Consider the following 25315-nt stretch of genomic DNA (forward strand, 5'->3'; position numbering starts at 1 on the left):
ATGATTGACCTACAAGGCTACGGGCCCAGCCTGCTGGAAGGTGCCTGGGTCACGGTGCAGCTGGCCGTGCTGGCCCAGCTGCTGGCCATCGCGCTGGGGCTATTGACGGCGACGGCCAAGATGTCGCGTTCCACGCCTCTGCGCTGGCTCGCGACGCTCTACACCACCATCATCCGCGGCGTCCCGGACATCGTGCTGATGCTGCTGTTGTTCTTCGGCGGTCAGATCGGCATCAACATGGTCACCGACTGGCTGTACGACACCTATGACATCGATGTCTTCGTCAATGTCGATGAATTCACTGCCGGTGTCGTCACCATCGGCTTCATCTTCGGTGCCTACATGGGCGAGACCTTCCGTGGCGCCTTCATGGCGGTGGATGCCGGTCAGATAGAGGCCGGGCGCGCCTATGGCATGAGCGACTGGAAGGTCTTCAAGCGCATTCGCTTCCCGCTGATGATGCGTCACGCCCTGCCGGGGCTGGGCAACAACTGGATGGTACTGCTCAAGACCACCGCCCTGGTGTCGGTGATCGGGCTGGTCGACATGGTGCGTGTCGCCAGTGAGGCCGCCAAGGCGACCCACGAGCCCTTCACCTTCCTGTTGCCGGTCGCGGCGGGCTATCTACTGATCGCCACCGTGTCCGAATGGGGGCTTGCGCGTCTCAAGAGGCGCTATAACGCCGGATTCGGGGAGGCCAGCGCATGGAACAACTGAATGATGCGGGCCCGAGTGGCGTCATCGCCCAGCTGGGCCAGATGCTCGACGACGTGTTGAGTGACAACTACATCTTCACCGCCACCACGCTCTGGCATTACTGGGATGGACTGGTCACCACGGTACAACTGGTGTTCCTGTCACTGATCATCGGACTGGTAGTGGCCGTGCCACTGGCCATCCTGCGTGGTTCGCGCCGTCGCTGGGTGAAGATGCCGGTGTACCTGTACACCTACGTCTTCCGGGGTACACCGCTGCTGATCCAGCTTTATCTGATCTACTACGGCGTGGTGTTCTTCGACGGCTTCGACATCTCACTGGGCGTGACCAGCGTGCATGTGCCCAGCATCCAGGAGACCTGGCTGTGGGATTACTTCCGTGATCCCTTCGTGCCGGCACTGCTGGCCTTCGTGCTCAATACCGCGGCCTACACAACCGAGATCTTCCACGGCGCCATCCAGTCGACCCCCAAGGGCGAGATGGAAGCCGCCCGCGCCTACGGCATGTCACGCGGCAAGATGATGCGTCGCATCATTCTGCCCAGTGCCTTCCGTCGGGCACTGCCGGCCTACGGTAATGAAGTCATCTTCATGCTGCATGCCAGTGCCATCTGCAGTGTGGTGACGCTGCTGGACCTCACCGGTGCCGCGCGTGACATCTACGCACGCTTCTACGCGCCCTTCGAGGCCTTCCTGTTCGTCGCCGCCATCTACCTGTGCCTGACCTTCACCATCATTGCCATATTCCGGCAATTGGAGAAACGCCTACTGGCACACTTGAAACCATTAAGCTGAACGTCAAAAGCGCCCTTTGGAGGGCGCTTTTTTCTTATCCGGAGATAACGACAGGAATTCATCTCGTTTAACGACCGTTTGAATTTGTCCATTGACCCTCTTCACCGCAGCCTCGGTCTGGGCTAGTGTGGAGCCACTGGCATGACACACACCCTTATGTTCCCGACTCAGGCGACTGGTGTTCAGGAGGGAGTGTCTGATGCCACTGATCAGCCAGTATGACCAACAACAATGATGGATGGGACTGACATGAAGAAGCTTCTGGGAATCTCCCTGCTGGGCGCAGCATTGATGGCCGGTGGCGCTCAGGCGGCCGAATCGCTGCGCATCGGCGTCGACGTGCCCTACGAGCCGATGGAATACAAGACACCCGACGGTGAGCTGACCGGTTTCGATATCGAACTGGGCAATGCCATCTGCGCGAAGATCAACCGCGACTGCGAGTGGGTCATTCAGGCGTGGGACGGCATCATCCCCGGCCTGATGGCGCGCAAGTACGACGCCATCATGTCCTCGATGACCATCAATGAGGAACGCCGCGAGAAGGTGCTGTTCTCCGACACCTACATCACCCCGCCGTCCGCCTGGTTCGCGCCGTCCGACAGCGAGCTGAGCGCCACCTCCTCCGAGGCCCTGGCCGGCAAGGCCATCGGCGTGCAGCGCGGCACCCTGCAGGACAACTACGTCACTGATCTCTATGGCAAGAATGCCGAGGTCAAACGCTACACCACCGCCGATGACCTGGTGCTGGACATGGATGCGGGTCGCCTCGATATCGCCTTCCTCGATTTCCCGGTCGGCAAGTCCACCCTGATCGACGGCGGCAACGGCAACTACAAGGCCGTGGGTGAAGTGGTCACCGAGCCCAAGAAGTACTTCGGCGACGGCTTCGGTATCGCCATGCGCAAGCGTGACAAGGACCTGGCCGAGCAGATCAACGGCGCCCTGGCCGAACTGAAGGCCGATGGCACCTACGACACCATCCATACCAAGTACTTCGGCGAAAAGAAGTAAGCTCATCTCAGGCGGCATGCCAGCCATGCCGTGATGTCTGCGCCATGAGATGAGCGGTAACAGACACAGGTGACATGTTCGACAACAAGCCCCGTTGGCATCTGCCGCGGGGTTTTTGCGTTGAGGCAGTGTTCAGTGGCATTCAGACACCTGTCTTGTGACAACCCTGACACGACCTGAACAGGGTCAATCGCTCAAGCGCATGACGTGGAAACCATGCTCTCTGCACAATTGGTGCAAATTCAGCATCAAAGCAGTGTGCTCCAAGGGGCTTATCCGTCGCAGTCAGGCTCTCTAGGATGCCGAGCATCCCATACTGCAACGGTAGATTCCCATGTCGAGACTGAACTCACGTCCGGCGCGCCTTCCTCGTATCGCCTCTTCCCTGCTGCTGACCCTTGGGGGTCTTCTGGCGCTCAGCGCCTGCAGCGAGGGCAGTGGTGAAGAGACAGCCAGCGCCCAACAGACACCTCCTGCGCTGGAAGTGGTTGCCGCCAGGTCGCAGCCGGTCGCGGCCTGGCACACCTACACCACTCGTCTGGAATCCCCCCAGAGCGTGCAATTGCGCCCGCGTGTCTCCGGCGAAGTCGAAGAAGTGCTGTTCACCGAGGGCAGCCAGGTGACTGCCGGGACGCCCCTGGTACGTCTCGACACTCGCCCCTTCGTTGCCGAGGTTCAGCGCCTGGAAGCCGAAGTCGCACGCTTCAAGGCTGAGCTGGCCAATGCCCGCAGCGAGTCCGGTCGCGCTGCCAGTCTGGTCAAGCGCAATCTGATCTCCCGCGAGGAAGCCGACTCACGCAGCACCAATGCCACTGGTCTCGATGCCCAGCTCAAGGGTGCCATCGCTCAACTCGAACGTGCCCGCCTGGACCTGGACTACGCCACCATCCGCGCCCCGATCGACGGCCGTCTGTCCAATGCGCGCATCACGCGTGGCAACACCGTGCAGGCCGGCCAGAGCGTGCTGACCACGCTGGTCGAGACCCGCCAGCTGGATGCCTACATCGACATCAGCGAGCTGACCTGGAACCAGGACTTCGCTCACGTCACCGCCGAGGATCATCTGCCGGTGGAACTGCAACTGGCCGGACAGGAGGACTTCCCCTTCCACGGCGAACTCGACTTCATCGACAACAGCGTCGATATCGATACCGGCACCCTACGCATCGGCGCCACCTTCACCGCCGATGATGCCGCGCTGCGTCCGGGTGCCTTCGCGCGCCTGCGTCTCGCCTCACCCGAGATCCGTGATGCCGTACTGATTCCGGAACGTGCCATCGGCACCGATCTGGATCGTCAGTTCGTGCTGGTGGTCGGTGAGGACAACACCCTCGCCTACCGTGGCATCACCACTGGCCCACGCTTCGGCCCGCTGCGCGCCGTGACCGATGGTCTGGCCGCCGGTGACCGAGTACTGGCTGCGGGTCCCGCCAAGGCAGGACCCGGCATGCCGATCACCCCCAAGCTGATCGAAATGCCCGATGACGGCGCCCTCAAGTCACTCGCTGCACGTGTCTCACGCCTGCAGGCGCAGCAGACCGCCCAACAGCTGAATCAGGACAACGATCAGAACGCCGCGGAACTCGCCGAGGCCGAGCGCCAGGCAGCCGGAGGTCGTTCGTGAACATCTCCGGTTTCTTCATCAAGCGCCCGGTCTTCGCCGCGGTGCTGTCGATCCTGATCGTCATCGGCGGGATGCTATCGCTGTTCAAGCTGCCCATCTCCGAGTATCCCGAAGTCGTGCCACCCACCGTGGTGGTACGCGCCAACTATCCGGGTGCCAACCCGGAGGTCATCGGATCAACCGTTGCCACGCCGCTGGAGCAGGAGATCACCGGCGTCGAAGGCATGTTGTACATGGATTCCCAGGCGACCTCCGATGGTAACCTGACCCTGACCGCGACCTTTGCACTGGGCACCGATCTGGACAAGGCCCAGGTGCAGGTGCAGAACCGTGTGGCACGTGCCACGCCACGCCTGCCGCAGGAGGTGCAGCAACTCGGCATCACCACCGAGAAGGCCTCGCCCAACCTGACGATGGTGGTCCACCTGACCTCCCCGGATGGCCGCTATGACCAGCTGTGGCTGTCCAACTACGCGCGCCTGAATCTCAAGGACAATCTCGCCCGTCTCGACGGGGTCGGTGACGTGCGCCTGTTCGGTGCCGGTGAGTACTCGATGCGTGTGTGGCTGGACCCGGACGCCGTGGCGGCCCGCGGACTGTCTGCCGGCGACGTGATCAGTGCGCTGCGTGCGCAGAACCAGCAGGTCGCCGCCGGCTCCGTCGGCGCCCAGCCCGCACCGGATGACAACCAGTTCCAGCGTCTTCTCAATGTCCGTGGCCGCCTGGAAAGCACCGAAGAATTCGAGAACATCGTCATCCGCGTCGATGAAGATGGCCGCCTGACACGCCTGAAGGATGTCGCGCGTGTCGAACTGGGCGCCGACAGCTATTCGCTGCGCGCGCAGCTGGATGGCAAGGATGCCGTGGCGATGCCGATCTTCCAGCGCCCCGGTTCGAATGCCATCGCGCTGTCGGATTCCGTACGCGAGCGCATGAGCGAGATGTCCGACGCCTTCCCGGATGGCGTCAGCTACGACATCGTCTACGACCCGACGGTCTTCGTGCGTGGCTCCATCGAGGCGGTCATCGACACTCTGTTCGAGGCCATCCTGCTGGTGGTGATCGTGGTGATCCTGTTCCTGCAGACCTGGCGCGCCTCGATCATTCCGCTGATCGCGGTGCCAGTCTCGCTGATCGGGACGTTTGCGGTCATGCAGCTGATGGGCGTATCGATCAATACGCTGTCGCTGTTCGGACTGGTGCTTGCCATCGGCATCGTCGTCGATGACGCCATCGTGGTAGTGGAGAATGTCGAGCGCAACATCGAGCTGGGCCATTCGCCCATCGAGGCCACCCAGATCGCCATGCGCGAGGTGACAGGTCCGATCATCGCCATCGCGCTGGTGCTGACGGCGGTATTCGTGCCGACGGCCTTCATCAGCGGCCTGAGCGGTCAGTTCTACAAGCAGTTCGCGCTGACCATCACCATCTCGACGATCATCTCGGCCTTCAACTCGCTGACATTGTCACCGGCGCTCTCCGCCCTGCTGCTCAAGCCGCATGGCAGCAAGCCGGACTGGCTGACGCGCGTCATCGACGGCCTGTTCGGTCGCTGGCTGTTCGCACCGTTCAACCGCGCCTTCAATGCGATGGCCAACGGCTATACCGGCCTGATCAAGAAACTGCTGCGCTTCGGTGTCATCGTCGGCGTGATCTATCTGGCCCTGCTCGGCGCCACCGGCAAGCTGTTCGACAGCGTGCCCGGCGGTTTCATTCCGGGGCAGGACAAGCAATACCTGGTCGCGATGGCCCAGCTGCCGGATGCGGCAAGCCTTGATCGCACATCCGAGGTCATCGACGAGATGCAGGCCCTGGCGCTGGACACACCGGGCGTGGCGCACACCGTGGCCTTCCCCGGCCTGTCGGTGAACGGCTTCGTCAATGCCTCCAACTCCGGCATCGTGTTCGCGACCCTCGAGGACTTCGATGAGCGCCAGTCTCCGGAGCTGTCCGGACAGGCGATCGCCGCTCAGCTGAACCAGAAATTCGCCGGTATCGACGAGGCCTTCGTCGCCGTCTTCCCGCCACCGCCGATTCTGGGCCTGGGCACCACCGGCGGCTTCAAGCTGCAGCTGCAGGACCGTGGCAACAAGGGCTTCGATGAGTTGTTCTCTGCCGTGCAGACCATTACCGCCAAGGGCAACGCTGACCCGCGCTTGACCAGTGTCTACTCCAGCTTCCGCATCCAGGTGCCGCAGTACGACATCGATCTGGATCGCGAGCAGGCGATGATCATGGGCGTACCGGTGGAGCGTGCCTTCGAGACCCTGCAGGTCTACATGGGCTCGCTGTACGTCAACGACTTCAACCGCTTCGGGCGTACCTATCAGGTACGCGCCCAGGCAGAGCAGTCGGCGCGTCTCGACCCGGATGACATCCGCAACCTCAAGGTACGCAGCGACAACGGGCGCATGATTCCGCTGGGCAGCTTCGTCAAGGTGACACCGACCACCGGCCCGGACCGCGTGATGCACTACAACACATTCGTCAGTGCCGATATCAACGGCTCACCGGCGCCGGGCGTCTCCAGCGATCAGGCCAAGGCCGCCATCGAGGAAGTGCTGGCCGACAACCTGCCACAGGGCATCGGCTACGAGTGGACGGAGGTGACCTACCAGCAGGTGCTGGCCGGCAACACCATGATCTACATCTTCCCGCTGGTGGTGCTGCTGGTATTCCTGGTGCTGGCCGCCCAGTACGAGAGCTGGTCGCTGCCGCTGGCGATCATCCTGATCGTGCCGATGACGCTGCTGTCGGCGCTGGCTGGCGTGTGGCTGACGGGGGGCGACAACAACATCTTCACGCGGATCGGCTTGATCGTGCTGGTGGCGCTGGCGTGCAAGAACGCCATCCTGCTGGTCGAGTTCGCTCGCGAGCAGCAGCATGAAGGTCAGAGTCGTCTGGACGCCGTGCTGACAGCCTGTCGCCTGCGTCTGCGCCCCATCCTGATGACATCCGTGGCCTTCACCGCGGGTGTGGTGCCACTGGTGCTGGCCACCGGTGCCGGCAGCGAAATGCGTCAGGCCATGGGCGTGGCGGTGTTCTCCGGGATGATCGGCGTCACCGTGTTCGGTCTGCTGCTGACACCGCTGTTCTATGTCGGTATCCGTCGCCTGGTCGAGAAACGTGCATCGCATCAGGACGCTGACACGCCGGACAGCAATGCCGGGTCAGGCCGCCACAGTCATTGATACGACCACTGATACGTCCACTCTCCCGAGAGATCGAGGATAGGCAAACGCCACGGGGCGTCGCGGCTTCAGCAACCACTGAAGCATTGACTCCCCGTTGGCAACACTGCCATTCCGTTCGTGGCATGTTTACTGCTCACGACTCTCGGCATAATGCCCATCAATATCTACCCACTCGGGAGCAGGTGCCATGTACGCCGACACCTTCAATGATCTGGCCCTCGAGGCCGAACTCGAAAACTTCGCGCACCGCTGGTTCTCCATGCTCAACCGCATGGCGCCTGCTATCGAACTGGCGGAGCTGCTGGGCGAGGAGGCTTCCATCCAACTGCTCGATGAAACCCTGACCGGCAACGAGTACCTGGCCAACTGGGAGCAACGTCGCAGCGAGCTGCTGGTCAATGGCCATGCACTCGGTTGGGTGCGAGCGCAGCGCAACAGCCTCGACAGCGCTACCCTGCGCATGGGCGGTGAGCACCGCGCCGCCATGCGTGATGGCAGCGTGTTGCACACGCATTTCGACGCCGAGTGGGTGCTCGACCTGAGCTGGGGCGAGCCGCGCATCCAGAGCATCAAGCTGCTGGATATGCGCACGCTGTAACACGATAGGCAGACAGCAAAAGGCCCCGTCACCTTGGAGTGACGGGGCCTTTTGCTGTCTGAGGACCTGCTTCCAGCGCATGTGACTGCTTTCAGTTTCAGCCCCTCTGTCTAAGCCCCTCTTTCTCAGTCTCTGAGCTTCAGCATCGCTGGCGTATCGATGTCGTGATGGATACCGACATCACCGACTGTCACCTGACGAAGCGCCTCGCGATGTCGCGCGATCACCTCGCGCGCGCCCTCGCCGCTCTCGAGCGTCGCAAGCTCTGCCCACAGCGCCCGCCCGAACAGCACCGGATGCCCGGGGCCGCCCTCGCCTTCAAGGCTCGGCCGCACGATATGCAGGCCATCGGCCTGGGCCTGCAGGGCATGAAAGGTCTGCGGCGTGATCTGCGCCATGTCCGCCAGCCAGACTGCCGCCACCTGCACATGCGCCAATGTCGCTTCATCACTGAGCTGACGGAAGGCATCGCCAAGACTGGCACCGAGGCCGTTGCCCGCCTGTGGCGCACGCCAGATCCGCCGGGCATGCTCACGCGCGAAGTCATCTCCCAGCAGTGCGGCGGGGTCATCGTCCTCACGCAGCAGCAGGCGCCAGCCCACCTCGCAGGACATGACCCGCGACAGCGTCGCCAACAGCAGTGTCTGACCATCCGCCAGACGTGCCTGACGCTTGTCACTGCCGAAGCGGCGACTCTGCCCAGCCGCCATGACCAGGATGATCGACTCATCCATGGGCAACCTCCCTGACGAATCCAGCGAGCAGCTTCACAGGCTCCCGCGAGCTCGGCCACGGCGGATGCGCACGATATCGGCCATCACCGCCAGCGCGATCTCGGCCGGTGTCTTGCTGCCCAGATTCAGCCCGATCGGCATCGCGATGCGCGCAATCTCCTCGGCGCTGAGTCCACCGCTGCGTGCCAGCCGCTCGGCGCGCGCCTGAGAGGTACGTTGCGAGCCCATCACGCCGATATAGAACGCGGGCTGACGTACCGCCTCGATCATCGCCAGGTCATCGATACGCGGGTCGTGGGTCAGCGCGACCACGGCGGTGGCGGCATGACAGCCGCCGGCAGCGATGAAGCGTGACGGCAGCTCGCGGCGCAGGGTGACGCCGGCAAGCGGTGCCTTGCGGGCATCCCAGTCGGCCAGCACTTCCTCGCGTGGCTCGCAGATGATCACCTCGAAGCCGAGACTGACGGCGAAGGCTGCGCAGGCTTCCGCCACCGGCGAGAGGCCCGCCAGCAGCAGACGCGCCACCGGCCCGACCCGTAGCTGATAGCCGCACACCTCCCCCGCGGGGCCCCTGAGCGGCTCGACCCGCTCCCCCAGCCCGCTGTCCTGTTGAAGCGTACGCGCGCCATCCCCCGCCAGCATCACCTGCCGCAGACGCGGCGTCTGGCCCTCGAGTGCCGCGCGCAGCGCCTCGAGATGCGCGATGTCCGCGTCGCAGGCCGTGAAGCGCTCGACCAGCACCTCCAGAATGCCGCCGCAGGGCAAGGCGATCCCCGCCCCCTGATGGCCGCCCTCTCCGTAGCGGATCACCTGGGCGGGCGCGGTGAATTCCCCGTCAGCCAGGCGCGCCAGAAAGTCCTCCTCGACACAGCCGCCGGACAGCGAGCCACGATGTTGCCCCTCCTCACGCGCCACCAGCCAGGTACCCGGCTCTCGCGGTGAGGAGCCGAAGGTGGACAGCACCGTACACAGCCAGATCGGGCTGTCAGGGCACGTGCCATCTGCGGGTACCAGCCAGTCGATCGCCTGACAGATCACTTCAAGATCAAGATGTTGCATCAATAATCACTCATATCAGAAGCCTGCACTCGGCCTGAAGACACGAAACCCGCCACCCGGGCATGCCGGAGTGGCGGGAATCAGACGAATTCACCGGTGAGGATCAGGCCTCGCTGAGCGCGGCCTTGAGCGCCGCCGGGCGCATCGGCAGATCACGCAGACGCACGCCGACCGCATGCTGGATGGCATTGGCCACCGCCGGTGCGACCACCGTGGTGCCCGGCTCGCCGAGACCGACCGGCATCTCGGTGCTGTCGACGAACTCGAGATCCATCTGCGGCACCTGATGCATGCGCAGCGGCTGGTAGGCACCCAGGTTCTGCGCCACCGGGCCACCCTCGCGGTATTCGGTGCCTTCGTGCAGCGCCATCGAGACGCCCCACAAGAGCGAGCCCTCCAGCTGCGCCATGGCGCCATCCGGGTGTGCCAGCGTACCGGCATCGACGACACTGGTCAGCTTCTCGAGCTTGACCTCGCCAGTGGCGCGATCGACCTTGACCCGTGCCACGCAGGCCACCCAGGTCGGCATGCTGCGTTCCTGACCGAAGCTCAGCGCCACGCCCATGCCGGTATCTGCCGGCAGGCTGTCACGCTCGCTCCAGCCGGACTTCTCCATCACGCGCGTGAGCACATTGCGCAGGCGCTCGGCGCCGCCCGTGCTGACCGGTGCCTTGCCGGCATTGCGGCCTTCGGCGTCCAGCAACGAGAGACGGAATTCGGCCGGGTCCTGCTCGGCGGCCAGCGCCAGCTCATCGATATGCTGCTCGACCGCCCACAACGTCCAGCCCGGTGCGACGGAGCGCAGATACCCGGGCACGAAGGCCTCGTGAGCGACCTTGTTCTGCTGCGCCCAGACACGCTGGGTGCCGACGTTGTACCAGTGGTCCGCGCCACTGATGGAGAAGGAGTCGAGCTTGCCGCCACCTTCGATGGCTTCTGCCATGAAAGCTGGCATCAGGGCTGCCGTCGGCCAGCCGGCGGCGGCGGCGTGCTCGGAGGCCACCACGCGGCCCTCGGCATCGAGACCGGAACGCAGGCGCTGCACAGAGGGCGAGCGCACGCAATCGAAGCGGCTGTCATCCGGGCGCGTGAAGATCATCTTCACCGGACGCCCCACGGCCTTGGCCGCCAGCGCCACCGGTACGGCGTAGTCACCGTGCAGACGACGGCCGAAGCCACCACCCAGATACAGCTGGTGATGGGTGACCTTGCCTTCCTCGAGCTCCAGCGCCTTGGTGACCAGCGAGGTCAGCAGGGACTGCTGCTGATTGCCGCAGTGGATGTGCCAGTGGCCATCCTCTTCATAGGCCAGCGCATTGGCCGGCTCCAGCGTGAAGTGCAGCACGCTTGAGGTGGTGAAGGTGGATTCCACCATGGTGACGGCATTCTCGAGCAACGGTGCAGGGTCGCCCTGATCCACCAGCAATGAGCCATTGTCGCGGCTCGGGGCGCTGACCAGTCGTTGGCCCTCGGCCTGGATCGCCGTCTCGTCGACCTGATAGCTGTCGCCCTTGCTCCACTCGACCTTGAGCAGGTCGGTGGCACGCATGGCCGCCGAGAAGTTGTCGGCGATGACCGCCAACCATCCTTGGCAGATGCCGGACGGGTCCTTGAGCTCGATGGTCTGGCGATAGCCGATGACCTTGCGGGCTTCGCTGTCATCGACGGCCGTGACCTTGCAGCCGAAGCGGCTTGGCGGCATTACAGGACGTGCGTGCAATGTCTTGCCGACACGCGCCTCGATATCTTCCGGCAGGGTGTAGTCGATGCCGTAGACCGCCTGACCGTTGGTCTTGGGCGGCACGTCCAGCGCGTTGCCCTTGGTGCCGAGCACGCGGCGCTCGGAGGCCGGCTTGAGCTCGATGGCCGCCAGCTCATCTTCCGTGAAGCTGCGCTCGAGGCCCGCGGCGACGATCTCGCCATAGCCCAGCGACTGCTCACCGCTGATGACGCGTCCCTTGCGCGCCTTGCAGCTCTCGACGGACACGCCCATCTGCTGAGCGCCCGCTTCGATCAACGCGATACGCCCGGCAGCCCCCGCCTGTGACAGCGGCTGGTAGCTCTGGTGAACCGACCAGCTGCCGCCGGTGATCATGTAGCCCCACTTGGGGGCGCTGTCGACGTAATCGACCTTGACGCTGTCCCAGTCGGCTTCCAGCTCCTCGGCCACAAGACGCGCGAGACTGGTGGCGACGTGCTGGCCCATCTCGGACTTGGTGATATGCACGGTGACGGTGCCGTCAGTGGCGATGGCGTACCACATGGTCGGCTCGAAGGCGCCGGCGGATAGCGTCTCGCTGGCCGAGCCCTTGCCGTCTGTCCCGGCGGCCAGCGCCGCGCCGGAGACCCCGAAGGCCAGCATCGCGGAACCCGCGACACTGCCGATCAGGAAACCACGCCGCGTGATGCCGCCATGGTGGGAGGAAGACTGCTGCGTGGCCGCCAGCTCGCGCTGATGCGCGGCCAGCTGATCTTCAAACCTTGCCATGAGATGTCTCCTCGGCAGCAGAACGGCTCACGGCATCTGCCGTGGCACGCGGATCGAATGTGCCCACTCCGGCGGTGGCGACTGTAGCCTCGGTCTGCTGGCCCATCACCTGCGCCATATCGCGCTCACTGGCGATCGCGGCGGCACGCTTCACCGCACGATGGATACGCACGTACGCCATGCAACGACACAGGTTGCCCGCCATGGCGGCAGTGACCTGCTCATCGGTGGGGTTGGGCGTGTGCTTGAGGAAGTCGGCGGCCTGCATGATCTGGCCGGACTGGCAGTAACCGCACTGCGGCACCTGCTCCTCGACCCAGGCCTGCTGCAGCGGGTGGTCATCGTTCTCGGCCAGCCCCTCGATGGTGACGATGTCACCACCCTCGGCGGCCAGTACCGGCAGGACACAGGTGCGCGCCGCGGTGCCGTTCAGGTGGACGGTGCAGGCACCGCACTGGGCGATTCCGCAACCGAACTTGGTGCCGGTCAGGCCCAGGTGCTCACGCAGCACCCAGAGCAACGGGGTTTGCGGATCGACCTCGAGACTGACGGCCTTGCCGTTCAGAGTGAAGTTGGCCAAGGGGCTTCTCCTCAGGAGCATGAAGCAGGGGGGCAGGGTTCGGACAACGCGTGCAGGGTGTCGTGGCCAGCCATGACGTCATCTGATGACGTGGCGTGGGTTCGGCGTCAGGGACCGACCCCGGGCTTTGAGGCCTGGCACGATTCGAATCGGTGAATTCTACAGGTCACGATTCGACACCACGGTGCCAAGAAGGAAACAGTGTGATGTCACTGGGCTCATCATGGTCATGCAGATGCTGTCTCGCATGCCACACAGTATAGCGTTTCACGCCTTGTCATCGGCAGTTGTTTGCATGACATCGGTCCGCCTGGGGGCTGGGTCGGTAGCGGTCGAGGATGATGGCGACGCACCGAAGCGAGGACTCCCGCGAAGGCAGGTGATTGCCTGGTATGGACGAGAGTGTCGCAGACGCGTCTGACAGTGGCGTATCCGGCATCTGTACTTTCATGAGAATAAAGTGAAATGTAGCGAGGGTCCTCATGGAGGACGTTCCGCCCATGGCCAGCACCGGGTGCAGGGACTGCAAGAACTGCAAGAACTACGACAACAACGACAACAACGACAACAACGACAACAACGATTCCCGGCATGAGGATCTGACATGCAACTGAACTGGAAGGCGGCAATCGCGCTGGCAGCGCTGATACTCGCCATCAACACCGGCGCGCGGCAGGCGATGGGCTTCATGCTGCCACCGATGGCCAATGAGCTTGCCTGGGGCATGGGCAGTCTGTCATTCGCGCTCGCCATCCAGAATCTGGTCTTCGGGCTGGCCGCGCCCATCGCCAGCAAGCTGTCTGACCGCTTCGGTACCCTCAGCGTCTTTCTGGTCGGCAGCCTGTGCTATGCGGTCGGCATGGGCATCACCGCCCTCTGGCCGACCCCGACAGTGTGGATGCTGGGCGCCGGCGTGCTGGCCGGCATCGGCATCGGGGCGACCACCTTCCCGCTGGTGCTGGCCGCCGTCACGCGCGTGGTCCCCCTCCAGCATCGTGGCATCGGGCTGGGCATCGCCTCGGCCGGCGGCTCCTTCGGGCAACTGATCTACTCGGTCGCGACCCCGATGCTGGTGCTGATCGACTGGAAGATCGCCATGCTGGCGCTCGGCGCCAGCTGTCTGCTGCTGATTCCCATGGCCCTGCCCTTGCTGCGTCGCCCGCCGGCCGGCAGTGAAACACAGGCAGAGGATATCCCGAGCCAGGGCCCGCTGCTGCAGGACCGGCGCTTTCTGGCACTGGCCGGCGGCTTCTTCGTCTGCGGCGTGCACGTCGCCTTCATCGCCACCCACCTGCCCAATTTCGTGGTCGCCTGCGGTCTGCCCCTGAACGTGGCCGGCAACACGCTGGCGATCATCGGCGCGCTCAATATCGCCGGTACCATCCTGTTCGGTGCCTGGGGCGGACGCCGTCACCCGCCGCAGCTATTGATGCTGATCTATCTGTGCCGCGCCGCGCTGGTAATGGCGATGGTGGTCATCCCGCCCAGCAGCATGCTGCTCTACGCCTTCGGCGCGATCATGGGCATTCTGTGGCTGTCGACGGTGCCGCTGACCAGCCAGGCCGTCGCGCTCTACTTCGGTCAGAAGCGTCAGGCCTTCGTGTTCGGCATGGTGCTGGCCGCGCATCAGGTCGGTGCCTTCCTGGGGGCCTGGGGCGGTGGCGTGGTCTATCAGCTGACCGGCAGCTACGACCTGCTGTGGATCGCCAGCGGCATCTTCGGTCTGCTGGCCGCGCTCGTACACTGGCCGGTGCGCCGCGAGCCCAAGCGCTTGGTGCAGCCACAACTGGCCTGAGTCGCGTCACGGTATCTGCTTCTCAAATTTCAGACCACACCTCCACAACGACACAGCCCCCATCGGCGAACCCGATGGGGGCTGTGTCGTTGTGGACTTCAGCGAGGGCGATCAGCGCTGGAAAGCGTAGACATTGCCGACCTTCAACAGCCGCGTCAGCTCATCCAGTGCCGCCAGTGTCTCCTCGGCCAGCTGCGGGTCAGCGAGATCCGCCGGTGTCAGGCTGTCACGGTAATGACGCTTGACCCAGTCACCCAGCTCGCCGTGCAGCTGATCCGTCATCATCACGCGCCCGGACAGCGCGGCGCGCTCGGCGTCACTCAGTACCACACGCAGCCGCAGGCAGGCCGGGCCGCCGCCATTGCGCATGCTCTGCTTTACGTCCTTGACCAGCACTTCCCCGATCGGGTTCGGGCCAGCCAGAATCGCATTCTGCAACGCATTCCATACCGCCTCATTCTCCTGACACTCCCCTGGCACCACCAGTGTCATGCTGCCATCGTCATTGGAGAGCAGCTGCGAGTTGAAGAGGTAGGAGGAGACGGCATCCTCGAGGCTGACGGCTTCCAGCGGCACGCGGATCGGGATCAGCGGTGTGGACAGTTTCGCGCGAAGCTCGTTGAGCGCCGCCTCCTCATCGCGGAAGGCCAGCTCGTGGTAGAACAGCACCGGGCCATTGCCCACCGCAATCACATCGTTATGGAAGACGCCGGCATCGATGGCGTCCGGATGCTGCTGGGCGAACACCACCTGAGACTCGCTCAAACCATGCTGACGCGCGACGGCCTGACTGGCTTCCAGCGTCTGGCGCGCCGGATAGCGACGCGGTTCGACGCCGTCACCGCCGAAGGCCTGACGGCCATAGACGTAGAGATGCACGCCCGGCCCGCCGTGGCCATCGCACAGCCGCGTGTGGTTTGCGGCGCCTTCATCGGAGAAGGCCGGCGTCGCGGGCAGCGCAGCGTGATGGGCGAAGTGTGCATCATCAGCGAAGATGGCGCCAAGGATGCGTCCGGTGGTCGCGGGCTCCAGGTAGCGGTGGAAGCTGGATTGCAGGTTGGCCGGCGTGAAATGCACGCGGCCATCACCGCTGTCGCGCGAGGGCGTGACGGTGGCGGCATTGGCCGTCCACATGCTGGAGGCGGAACATACTGCGCGCAGCAGCTGCGGGGCCTGCTCACTGGCTGCCTTCAGCACCTGGGCGTTGCTGCCGGTGAAGCCGAGATCACGCAGTGCGCCAAGGTCCGGGCGCTGCTGCGGCAGTAAAATCCCCTGTGCATAACCCAGATCCGCCAGCGACTTCATCTTGTCGAGGCCCTGCAGCGCCGCTTCGCGCGGGTTGGAGGCCAGGCCGCCGTGGCGCATCGAGGCCACGTTGCCATGGGCCAGACCGGCGTAGTTGTGGGTCGGGCCTACCAGGCCATCGAAATTGATCTCGTGATACAGGGTGTCGGACATGAAGGTCTCCTGCCACGACGCCTTGGCACCTCAGGGAGCAGGCACGGCAAGCGTCGTGGTCAACAATGGGTAAGCGGCAGCGGTGCCCCAACGGACGGCCTTACAGACGGATACCGGCCGGCAGGGTCGCGGGCAGCGCCAGTGCCTCGGCTTCCATCGAGGCGACCGGATAGCTGACATAGTCGGCCGCGTAATAGGCGCTGGGACGGTGGTTGCCGCTGTCGCCGATGCCACCGAAGGGCGCGTCGCCGGAGGCACCGGTGGTCTGGCGGTTCCAGTTGACGATGCCGGCGCGAATGCGCAGCAGGAAGTCGTCCCAGTCAGCACGCTCACCGCCGATCAGCCCGGCCGAGAGGCCGTAGCGGGTGTCATTGGCCAGCGCGATGGCCTCGTCCCAGTCGGTGTAGCGATGGATCTTGAGCAGCGGGCCAAAGAACTCCTCGTCCTCGAGCGCAAGGCCGGTGACATCGATCAGCGCCGGGCTGAGCAGACTGGTGCCCTCTTCCAGCTGCTGCATGCGCACGATGACGTTGCCGCCCAGCGCTTCGAGATCATCCTGCGCCTTGAGCAGGCCCTCGGCCGCCGCGACGCTTGCCAGACCGCCATAGAAGGGGGCGTCCTGCTCGAACTGCCCCGCCACCCGCAGCTCGCGCAGCGCCGTGGCCAGTGTCTCGATCAGGCGATCACCGACCTCGCCCTGCGGCACGATCAGGCGCCGCGCACAGGTACAGCGCTGACCGCCCGAGGCGAAGGCCGACTGGATGATCGCCAGCACCGCGGCGGCTTCATCCTGCACATCACGCACCACCAGCGGGTTGTTGCCACCCAGCTCCAGCGCCAGCAGCTTGCCGACCTGACCGGCGAACTGACGGTGCAGCAACTTGCCGACCTTGGCACTGCCGGTGAACAGCAGCCCATCGATACCCTCGGACTGGGACAGCGCCTGGCCGACGTCCGCCGCGCCCTGCACCAGATTGATCACGCCGGCCGGCAGGCCCGCGGCCTCCCAGCATTGCAGGGTGAGATCGGCGGTGGCAGGGGTCAGCTCGGATGGCTTGAACACGCAGGCATTGCCCGCCAGCAGCGCCGGGACCATGTGGCCGTTGGGCAGGTGCCCCGGGAAGTTGTAGGGGCCGAAGACGGCCATCACGCCGTGCGGGCGGTGGCGCAGGACCGCCTGGGTGCCCGCGACATCCTTGGCACGCTCGCCGGTGCGCTCGTGATAAGCCTTCACCGAGATCGCGATCTTGCCGATCATCGCGCCGACCTCGGTACGCGCTTCCCACAGCGGCTTGCCGGTTTCACTGGCGATGCTGATCGCCAGCGCTTCACGATGCTGCTCCAGCTGATCGCGGAAGCGTTCCACCACCGCCAGACGCGCCTCGAAACCCAGACGCGCCCAGGCCGGGAATGCCTGACGCGCTGCCGCGACGGCCTGCTCGACCTGCTCGGCAGTGGCCGAGGCGCCCTGCCACAGAGGTGCGTGGGAGACGGGGTCGGTCTTGGTGAAGGACGCGGCCTCGCCTGCTTGCCACGCGCCGTCGATGAAGAGCTGTTGACGCACGTTGAGTGTGGCGGGAGTCGAATTCGTAGTGGTCATGGCATGCCTCATCGAAAGGGCGCGCCGCGCGAGCGACGCTGAACAAGGAGATAACGGGGCAGTTGGCGATCTGCCCCGCTGATGGCAAAAGAACGCAAGGCGATTCGCCTGCGAGATGGCGCGAAGAAGCAGATGCCCGTGGCGGACGCTTCAGCCGGCCAGCACGCGCAGCGTGTCGCCGCCGGTGACGCCGAGGCGTTCGGCCTCATCACGGTGAAGGCGGACATGGCAGGCGCCGGCGGCGTCCCGGGTGACGTCGTGGCTGATCCAGCTGGCACGGAAGTCCGCCATGCCGGTGGTGGCAGCCATCACGGCGGGACGCTCGCAGGCCGGGGCATCAGAGGCGATCACCTCGACACTCGCCAGCTGGCTGTCACGCACGGCGCGCACATCATCGATATAGGCCTCGACCGTCGGGCCGCCATCAAAGATGTCGACATAGCCTTCCCAGCGCAGCCCTTCCTTCTTGAGCATCGCCACCGCCGGGCGGGTGTGCTCATGCACCTGACCGATGGCAGCCCGCGCAGACTCGGAGAGAAACGGCGTATAGATCGGGAACTTGGGCATCAGCTCGCCGATGAAGCTCTTCTGGCCCATGCCGGTGAGACGGTCGGCCTCATTGAAGTCCATCGGGAAGAAGTGGCTGCCCAGACACTCCCAGAACGGGCTGCGCCCTTCGGGCGTGAAGACACCGCGCATCTCGGCCAGCACCTTGTCGGGGAAGGCCGCGCGGAACTGGGCCATGAACAGCCAGCGCACCTTGGAGAGCAGCGCACCATTGCGGTCCTTGCGCCAGCCCTCACGCAGGAACAGCGAGCAGACCTCGGCATCGCCGGTATGGTCAGAACACAGCGTCAGCGTATCCAGGGTGCGATGCAGATCGAGCTGCACCGAGGAATGCGCCAGCGACCCGAGGCGATAGTGATAGAACGGTGCATCGGTACCTACGCAGGCCTCGATGGCGCAGCAGCCCGCGATGCTGCCGTCGCGATCATCCTCGAGCACGAAGAAGTACAGGCGATCGTCGCTGGGCTCCCGGCCCTCAAAGGCCGCCAGGGTGCGCTCTATCTTGGCACTGAGAAACTCATGATTGTCCGGCAGCGAGGTGAAGCCGACGCCGGTTTCCCGTGCCAGTACCTTGAGACCTTCGATATCGTGTCGAGCGATAGGACGAATGCGCATTACAGCTCTCCCTCATCGACCGCCGGCAAGGGCATCGGTACCGCAAGCACCGCACGCCCCTCTTCCACGCCCAATACCTCGGCCTGTTGCGGCGTCAGCATCAGCTGGCCGGTCGGCGTCAGGGCATAGCGCGCCAGCACGCAGCGGAAATCGCCAAGCCGCTGGTTGGCGACCATCGCCGGCACCGCATCCGGCAGGCTTTCCTGCGGACGGATACGCACCGGGTGCCAACCGCACTGCTTGAAGGTGTGCAGACGTTCGCACTCCGCCAGCAGCAAGGGGCCCGCATCGAAGATGTCGACGTGGCGCGAGCGCGAGAAGCCTTCGGCGAGCATCTCCTGCATGGCGTACTCATGGCGCGGATTCTCACGCCCGATGGCGGCACGCGCCTGGGGGGTGAGCAGCGGCAGATAGAGCGGGAACGGCGGCATGACCTCGGCGATGAAGCTCTTGGAGCGCACGCCTGCCATCTGATTGATTTCATTGAAATCACGATCAAAGAAGTGCTGGCCGACACTGTCCCAGAACGGGCTGACCTGACGCTCGTCGCGCGTTTCCAGATAGCCCGGGAAGGCCACCGCCAGTTCATTGGCGAAGCGTTCCGGGTACTGGGCGATGAACATCAGACGTGCGCGACGCAGCAGGCTGTCCGCATCCGTCTCGCGGTAGCGGGCATCCAGCGACAGCGCACACAGCAGCGTGGCATCCGACACCTCATGCGACAGCGACAGCGTCTGCACTTCGTGGCGCACGTTGAGCTGCTGCGAGGCGTGGATCAGCGTTTCCTGACGATAGGTGTAGTAGGCCTCCCGCGCGCCAGCCTCGGCACGCAGCGAGGCGGTACCGACCACTTCGCCGCTGTCGAGATCTTCCAGCACGAAGCAGTAGATCTCGTCGCCCGGGAAGTCGATCTCGGCACGCAGGCTGCGCTGGGAGCGCAGAATGCGCTCCTCGAGGCGATCACGATGTGCCGGCAGATTGGTCAGGCGTGGCGTGGCCGTGGCCGCGAGCCGCTCGAGGGCGAGCAGATCGCGGCTTTCGGCAGGCCGTACCACCAGCATCGGGGCACTGCTCATGGCGCTGCTCATGCAGATGCAGAGGCGGCGATGAAGCTCGCCACGGCGCGGTCGAGCTTGTCGAGACCGCTCTGGATCTCTTCCTCACTGATCACCAGCGACGGCGCCAGACGCAGCACGTCAGGGCCGGCGATCAGCACCATCAAGCCTTCTTCCATCGCCAGGTTGAGAATGTCCTTGGCACGCCCGGCGTAGTCCGGGGCCATCTGGGCACCGATCAACAGTCCCATGCCACGTACTTCCTTGAAGACACCGTGACGCTTGGCGATGCCTTCCAGACCGTTGCGCAGCAACGCGTGGCGGTGTGCGACGCCCTCGAGCACTTCCGGCGTGTCGATGGTCTCGAGCGCCGCCAGACCCACGGCACACGCCAGCGGGTTGCCGCCATAGGTGGAACCGTGAGTGCCGATGGCCATGGCCGGTGCGATGCGATCGGTGGTCAGCATGGCGCCCAGCGGGAAGCCGCCGCCGATGCCCTTGGCGGTGGTCAGGATGTCCGGTACCACACCGAAGTGCTGGTAGGCGTACAGATGGCCGGTACGCCCGGCACCGCTCTGGACTTCATCGAAGATCAAGAGCGCATCGTGCTGATCACACAGTTCACGCAGGCCTTCCAGGAATGCCTGCTCACCCGGGATGATGCCGCCCTCGCCCTGCAGTGGCTCGACGATGATCGCGCAGGTGTCATCGCCCATCAGCTCGCGCACGGAGTCGAGGTTGTTGAATTCGGCGTGCTGGATACCGCCCGGAATCGGTCCGAAGCCCTGGGAGTACTTGGGCTGGCCGCCGACGCTGACGGTGAAGAAGGTGCGGCCATGGAAGGACTGACGGAAGGAGATGATCTTGTCCTTCTTCTCGCCATGGGTGTCGTGGGCGAAACGGCGTGCCAGCTTGAGCGCGGCTTCGTTGGCCTCACCACCGGAGGAGCAGAAGTAGACCTTGTCGGCGAAGGTGCGCTCGGTCAGCGCCTTGGCCAGCGCCAGGGCCGGCTCGTTGGTGTAGACGTTGGACAGGTGCCAGACCTTGTCGGCCTGATCCTTGATCGCCTTGACCAGTGCCGGGTGGCAGTGACCCAGCGAGGTGACGGCGATGCCGCCGGCGAAGTCGATGTACTCACGACCTTCCTGATCCCACAGACGGCTCCCCTCGCCGCGTACCGGAATGGCAGCCTGGGGTGCGTAGTTGGGCACCATGGCATGGTCGAAATCGGCACGGGTCAGCTGAGTCATCGTCTCTTCCTCATTGCGGGGTCTTGGCGTGGCCGGCCGATGATCGGCGAGCCACGGGTCATGACACTCGAGTATAGGGAGGCGAGATGACAAAGACTTTCAGCGAAAGGACGGTGACTTATGTCAGGAGACGGCTTTCAGTGACAATGACGCGCCTCAGGCCTGCAGCATGAGACGTTCGTCGCGGGGGCTGCGCCCGAAATGGTTGCGAAACGCCGTGGAGAAGTGAGCGGCGCTGGAAAAGCCGGTAGCCAGCGCGATCTCGCCGATCGGCTGATCGCTCTCGCGCAGCAGCTGGCGCGAGCGCGCCAGACGCAGATCCAGATAGTAGCGGCTGGGCACCGCCTGCAGATGCTTCTTGAACAGTCGCTCCAGCTGACGCCGCGAGATGCCGAGGTGCTCGCCGATCTCGTGGGTGGACAGTGGCTCCTCGATATTGGCCTCCATCAGGGTCACGGCCTCGACCAGAGGTTGCGGCGCATGGGCGAAACGGTTCTTGAGCGGCACGTGCTGTGGCTCGTCCGCCAGCCGGATGCGCTCGCAGACGAAGTGCTCGGAGACCTTCTCGGCCAGCGCGCGGCCATGCTGCTGGGCGATCAGCGTCATCATCATGTCCATCGCCGCGGTACCACCGCCGCAGGTGACACGATCGCGGTCCAGCTCATAAAGCTGATGGGAGACGTTGACCTGCGGGAAGTCGCGGCGGAAGGGTTCGGCGCGCTGCCAGTGAATCGTCGCACGATAACCATCGAGCAACCCGGCGCGGGCCAGCTCACGGGTACCGGTGGAGATGCCACCCAGCATCACGCCACGCTCGGCCAGACGCTTGAGCCAGGCCAGCAGCGCGGGATTCGAGGCCACCTCCTGCAGGCCCGCCTCGCCCGCCGGCTGAGCACCGCATACGAACAAGGCGTCCAGATGGCGCGAATCACTGGCGACCAGACTGTCCGGTGACAGATTCAAGCCCGCCGCGGACGCCACGCCTCGTCCATCCAGCCCGAAGGTGACGGCCCGATAGAGTGTCTGTCCCGCGAGCTGGTTGGCCACCTGCAGCGGCTCCAGCGCACAGGCCTGGGACAACAACGAGAAGCCGGGCAACAGCACGAAGCCGATCTGGCGTTGCTGGGCCTGGGGGGAAACCAATGAATCCACGGGCATGGGTGTGTGTCGAGGTCCATCGCGTGAGGGTGGGGAAAACCTGCCGCCATATTGTGCCATGCCTCTGGCACTTGTGCCTGGCCCGGACTGGCATGACGCTCAAGATGAGGCCGCCACATACGACAACGCCACCCCGAAGGATGGCGTTGTCGTACATCAGAGCTTTTATCCGTGCTTACATCTGCACGACATCGAATTCGACGTCGGTGGCGACATCAGCATCGTAGTCGACGTCGTCACGGGTGAAGCCGAACAGCTTCAGGAATTCCTGCTTGTAGCTGGCGTAGTCGGTGATGTCGAACAGGTTGTCGCTGGTGACCTGCGGCCACAGTTCCTGACAGGCCTGCTGGACGTCGTCCTTCAGCTCCCAGTCGTCGAGACGCAGACGGCCGGACTCGTCGGTAGCGATCTCGCCTTCGCCGTAGAAGCGCTCGGCATAGAAGCGATTGAGCTGCTCGATGGTGCCTTCGTGCAGGCCCTTCTCCTTCATGATCTTGTAGACCATGGAGATGTAGAGCGGCATGACCGGAATCGCGGCGCTGGCCTGGGTGACCACGGACTTGAGCACGGCCACGTGGGCACGACCGCCCTTGGCGGATAGCTTCTCGTGGATGCTGCCGGCGGCGCGGTCCAGATCTTCCTTGGCGCGACCCAGTGCACCGTGCCAGTAGATCGGCCAGGTGATCTCGGTGCCGATGTAGCTGAAGGCGACGGAGCGTGCGCCCTCCGCCAGCACGCCGGCCTCATCCAGCGCCTGCATCCACAGTTCCCAATCCTGCCCCCCCATCACGGTGACGGTATCTTCGATTTCCTGTTCGGTGGCCGGCTCGACCTCCGCTTCGATGATGGTGTCCTTGTTGGTGTCGATGGCGGTCGCACGGTAGGTCTCGCCGATCGGCTTGAGCACGGAGCGCTTCACTTCACCGCTGTCCGGCAACTTGCGCACCGGAGAGGCCAGCGAGTAGACGACGAGGTCGACTTCGCCCATGTTGGCCTTGATCAGCTCGATGGCCTTGGCGCGTGTCTCGTGAGAGAAGGCATCGCCGTTGATGGCCTGGCTGTAGAGCCCTTCCTGCTTGGCGAACTTGTCGAAGGCGGCAGAGTTGTACCAGCCTGCGGTACCAGCCTTCTTCTCGGTGCCCGGCTTCTCGAAGAACACGCCCAGAGTGTCCGCGCCATAACCGAAGGCTGCCGTGATGCGTGCCGCGAGGCCATAGCCACTGGAAGAACCGATCACCAGCACCTTCTTCGGACCACCGTCACGCTTGTCACCAACTGTCTTGCGGGTGATGGCGATCTGCTCGGCGACATTCTGCTCGCAGCCCTTGGGATGTGTGGTGGTGCAGATGAAGCCACGAACCTTGGGTTTGATGATCACGTAAAGAACCTCGTTTGCTGTTGGCCCGGCGTGTACCCGCCGATGCGATACTCGCTTCACCCTGACAGCAGGCAATGGCCGTCCTTGGGTGGTGAAGCGTATCGTGAAATAGGGCGTTCGAATCCCGTAAAGCAGGCTCAGTGCCAGCTCATGGGCGCTATTCTAGCGGCTGTCGGCGACGCTGTCCGCCCTGCTGTCATGATCCGCCATCTGCCTGCATATCACTGGAGCCAGCCGCGGCAGCTGCCGTATCATGTAGACCTTTTCACGTACTGCCATTCCACTGCCGTCCTGCATTCGCCGCTGGTTGCCAGCCGCACTGTCCGACAGGCTCTGCCCAGGATGTTTTCATGAACGATCAGAACGCTCACCTCGCCCCCGATGTGGCCGCCCTGCTCGAGCGCCGACAGGACATCTGGCTGGCGTTGTCTCCACTGTGGCTGGAGCGCGACCCACGTGAAGCCGAGTATCAGCACATGGCAGAAGTCGTCGAGGCCCAGGGGCTGAGCTTCCAGGAACTGGAAAAGCTCTATCGCCTGGAGATGGCGCCGGTACTGGTACGAGAACAGGTCAGCATGACGCCAAACTTCAAGGGTTTCGATGACAGCCAGCTGCTGTCACGCCTGCTGCAGCATACGCATCGTCTGACACGTGGCCGGCGCATGTTCTGGCTGCTGTTTTCGGGGCTGGCCACGATGCCGAGCCGCCATCGCTACGGCAATCTGCTCGAGATTCTGCACCTGCGCGGCAATACGCCCCGCTAGCGCGCGCCCCGCCATCTGCACGGGGCAGCTGACGAGGGCGCTGACCAGCAACGCCCGAATGACAAGACACCCCGCGACCGGAAGGCCACGGGGTGTCTTGTCGTGCTGTAGTGCTTAGGTAGTGCTTAGCAGTGCTTAGAGCAGAGCTCAATCGCCATTCCTCGAGGGGGCTTTCGCCGCCGGACTCATGGCCGTTTGTGGCGCGGCACTCTCAGCACTCCTTGTGCACGGCGCTTCTGCCAATCAGACAGACTTGAAAGGCCTTGGCTGTCACTGATGCGCTTGCCCCCATCCAGACGTTTGCTCATCCACAGCGCACTACCATTGAAACTGTAGATAGGCAGCAGGTCCGTGCGTTCACTGGCCGGCAGGATGGAACTGTTCAAGTTGTCCAGTACATCAGGATTGCGCGTATTGGCACCCTGATAGGTCACGACCATGTGGAACTGGTTGAGGCTGAGCGCCTTGACGTAGTGCAGGCGCAGACGGTCTTCCGGTACGCCAAGCTCGCGCAGGGTCAGGTACTTGGCCATGGCGAAGTCATCACAATCACCGGCCCCGGCACCCAGAAACTCCTGCGGCGTCGCCCAGTAATCGGTTGCCCCCCAGACACTGAGGTCATCGGTGAAGTTGAGACGATTGAAGAAATCATTCACTTCACTCAACTGGCGCCTGACCGGCGCGCCCTCCAGCCGCTGCAACAATTGCTGCCATTGCTGCACACGATTCCAGCCACCTGTCCCGTAGATCTGGATGAACTGGCGGGAATCCACCGCCTGTGCCAGACCTGCACCGAGCGACAACGCCAGCAGCACCCCGACCGCAAGACCCTCCCACCAGCGGCGATGATTCATGTCGAGGCACCCTGAATGT

20 protein-coding genes are annotated in these 25315 nt (G+C 64.2%); 8 read left to right on the forward strand and 12 right to left on the reverse strand.

Annotation, left to right across the window (positions count from 1 at the left end):
* The 6 genes from F8A90_RS14395 to F8A90_RS14420 all read left to right on the forward strand — a co-directional run bounded on the left by F8A90_RS14395 (position 1) and on the right by F8A90_RS14420 (position 7941).
* The gene (locus F8A90_RS14395) at positions 1-717 is read left to right on the forward strand and encodes an ABC transporter permease (protein ID WP_200017568.1); all 717 of its coding nucleotides are present in this window, start codon (positions 1-3) and stop codon (positions 715-717) included.
* A gap of 41 nt (positions 718-758) precedes the next feature.
* Positions 759-1511, forward strand: a complete 753-nt coding sequence (locus F8A90_RS14400; protein WP_166020042.1) for an ABC transporter permease — start codon at positions 759-761, stop codon at positions 1509-1511.
* Between the two features lie 249 nt (positions 1512-1760).
* Entirely contained in the window at positions 1761-2525 is a 765-nt protein-coding gene (locus F8A90_RS14405; protein ID WP_166020020.1) for a transporter substrate-binding domain-containing protein, read from the forward strand.
* A 334-nt stretch (positions 2526-2859) separates the two neighbouring features.
* Positions 2860-4149, forward strand: a complete 1290-nt coding sequence (locus F8A90_RS14410; protein ID WP_200017570.1) for an efflux RND transporter periplasmic adaptor subunit — start codon at positions 2860-2862, stop codon at positions 4147-4149.
* A complete protein-coding gene (locus tag F8A90_RS14415; protein WP_200017572.1) occupies positions 4146-7340 on the forward strand; it encodes an efflux RND transporter permease subunit in 3195 nt (1064 codons plus the stop codon). The genes F8A90_RS14410 and F8A90_RS14415 overlap by 4 nt, the downstream gene beginning before the upstream one ends.
* Before the next feature lie 190 nt (positions 7341-7530).
* On the forward strand, positions 7531-7941 hold the full coding sequence (locus F8A90_RS14420; protein ID WP_200017581.1) for a hypothetical protein: 411 nt from the start codon (positions 7531-7533) through the stop codon (positions 7939-7941).
* 125 nt (positions 7942-8066) lie between these two features.
* Here the strand turns inward: F8A90_RS14420 and F8A90_RS14425 are convergent, their stop codons facing one another.
* The 4 genes from F8A90_RS14425 to F8A90_RS14440 form a co-directional block, all read right to left on the reverse strand.
* A complete protein-coding gene (locus tag F8A90_RS14425; RefSeq protein ID WP_200017584.1) occupies positions 8067-8675 on the reverse strand; it encodes a nucleotidyltransferase family protein in 609 nt (202 codons plus the stop codon).
* Positions 8676-8708: 33 nt separating this feature from the next.
* On the reverse strand, positions 8709-9734 hold the full coding sequence (locus F8A90_RS14430) for an XdhC family protein (protein WP_200017586.1): 1026 nt from the start codon (positions 9732-9734) through the stop codon (positions 8709-8711).
* A gap of 103 nt (positions 9735-9837) precedes the next feature.
* Positions 9838-12222 carry a xanthine dehydrogenase family protein molybdopterin-binding subunit gene (locus F8A90_RS14435; RefSeq protein ID WP_200017588.1) on the reverse strand — a complete coding sequence of 795 codons (2385 nt, stop codon included), beginning with the start codon at positions 12220-12222 and terminating at the stop codon, positions 9838-9840.
* On the reverse strand, positions 12209-12802 hold the full coding sequence (locus F8A90_RS14440) for a (2Fe-2S)-binding protein (protein ID WP_442778869.1): 594 nt from the start codon (positions 12800-12802) through the stop codon (positions 12209-12211). Before F8A90_RS14440 ends, F8A90_RS14435 begins: the two co-directional genes overlap by 14 nt.
* A 604-nt stretch (positions 12803-13406) precedes the next feature.
* Here F8A90_RS14440 and F8A90_RS14445 point away from each other — a divergent pair.
* A complete protein-coding gene (locus tag F8A90_RS14445; RefSeq protein WP_200017592.1) occupies positions 13407-14597 on the forward strand; it encodes an MFS transporter in 1191 nt (396 codons plus the stop codon).
* 111 nt (positions 14598-14708) lie between these two features.
* On the opposite strand, the gene astB is transcribed toward F8A90_RS14445, so the two are convergent.
* The 7 genes from astB to fabV form a co-directional block, all read right to left on the reverse strand.
* Complete coding sequence (gene astB, locus F8A90_RS14450; protein ID WP_200017594.1) at positions 14709-16055, reverse strand: N-succinylarginine dihydrolase; 1347 nt, start codon at positions 16053-16055, stop codon at positions 14709-14711.
* Between the two features lie 100 nt (positions 16056-16155).
* Positions 16156-17655 carry a succinylglutamate-semialdehyde dehydrogenase gene (gene astD / locus F8A90_RS14455; RefSeq protein ID WP_200017596.1) on the reverse strand — a complete coding sequence of 500 codons (1500 nt, stop codon included), beginning with the start codon at positions 17653-17655 and terminating at the stop codon, positions 16156-16158.
* A 150-nt stretch (positions 17656-17805) separates the two neighbouring features.
* Entirely contained in the window at positions 17806-18837 is a 1032-nt protein-coding gene (gene astA, locus F8A90_RS14460) for an arginine N-succinyltransferase (RefSeq protein ID WP_200017605.1), read from the reverse strand.
* A complete protein-coding gene (locus F8A90_RS14465) occupies positions 18837-19898 on the reverse strand; it encodes an arginine N-succinyltransferase (RefSeq protein WP_200020059.1) in 1062 nt (353 codons plus the stop codon). The genes astA and F8A90_RS14465 overlap by 1 nt, the downstream gene beginning before the upstream one ends.
* A 23-nt stretch (positions 19899-19921) precedes the next feature.
* The gene (locus F8A90_RS14470) at positions 19922-21142 is read right to left on the reverse strand and encodes an aspartate aminotransferase family protein (protein WP_200017607.1); all 1221 of its coding nucleotides are present in this window, start codon (positions 21140-21142) and stop codon (positions 19922-19924) included.
* A gap of 156 nt (positions 21143-21298) precedes the next feature.
* Complete coding sequence (locus F8A90_RS14475; protein WP_200017609.1) at positions 21299-22300, reverse strand: GlxA family transcriptional regulator; 1002 nt, start codon at positions 22298-22300, stop codon at positions 21299-21301.
* A gap of 175 nt (positions 22301-22475) precedes the next feature.
* Entirely contained in the window at positions 22476-23678 is a 1203-nt protein-coding gene (gene fabV / locus F8A90_RS14480) for an enoyl-ACP reductase FabV (RefSeq protein ID WP_166020032.1), read from the reverse strand.
* Positions 23679-24028: 350 nt separating this feature from the next.
* On the opposite strand from fabV, the gene F8A90_RS14485 reads away from it, so the two are divergent.
* A complete protein-coding gene (locus F8A90_RS14485) occupies positions 24029-24442 on the forward strand; it encodes a DUF7079 family protein (RefSeq protein ID WP_166020033.1) in 414 nt (137 codons plus the stop codon).
* A gap of 185 nt (positions 24443-24627) precedes the next feature.
* On the opposite strand, the gene F8A90_RS14490 is transcribed toward F8A90_RS14485, so the two are convergent.
* The gene (locus F8A90_RS14490) at positions 24628-25296 is read right to left on the reverse strand and encodes a transglutaminase-like cysteine peptidase (protein ID WP_200017611.1); all 669 of its coding nucleotides are present in this window, start codon (positions 25294-25296) and stop codon (positions 24628-24630) included.
* Positions 25297-25315: the final 19 nt, after the last annotated feature.

Source organism: Cobetia sp. cqz5-12 (assembly GCF_016495405.1).
Taxonomy (GTDB): Bacteria; Pseudomonadota; Gammaproteobacteria; order Pseudomonadales; family Halomonadaceae; genus Cobetia.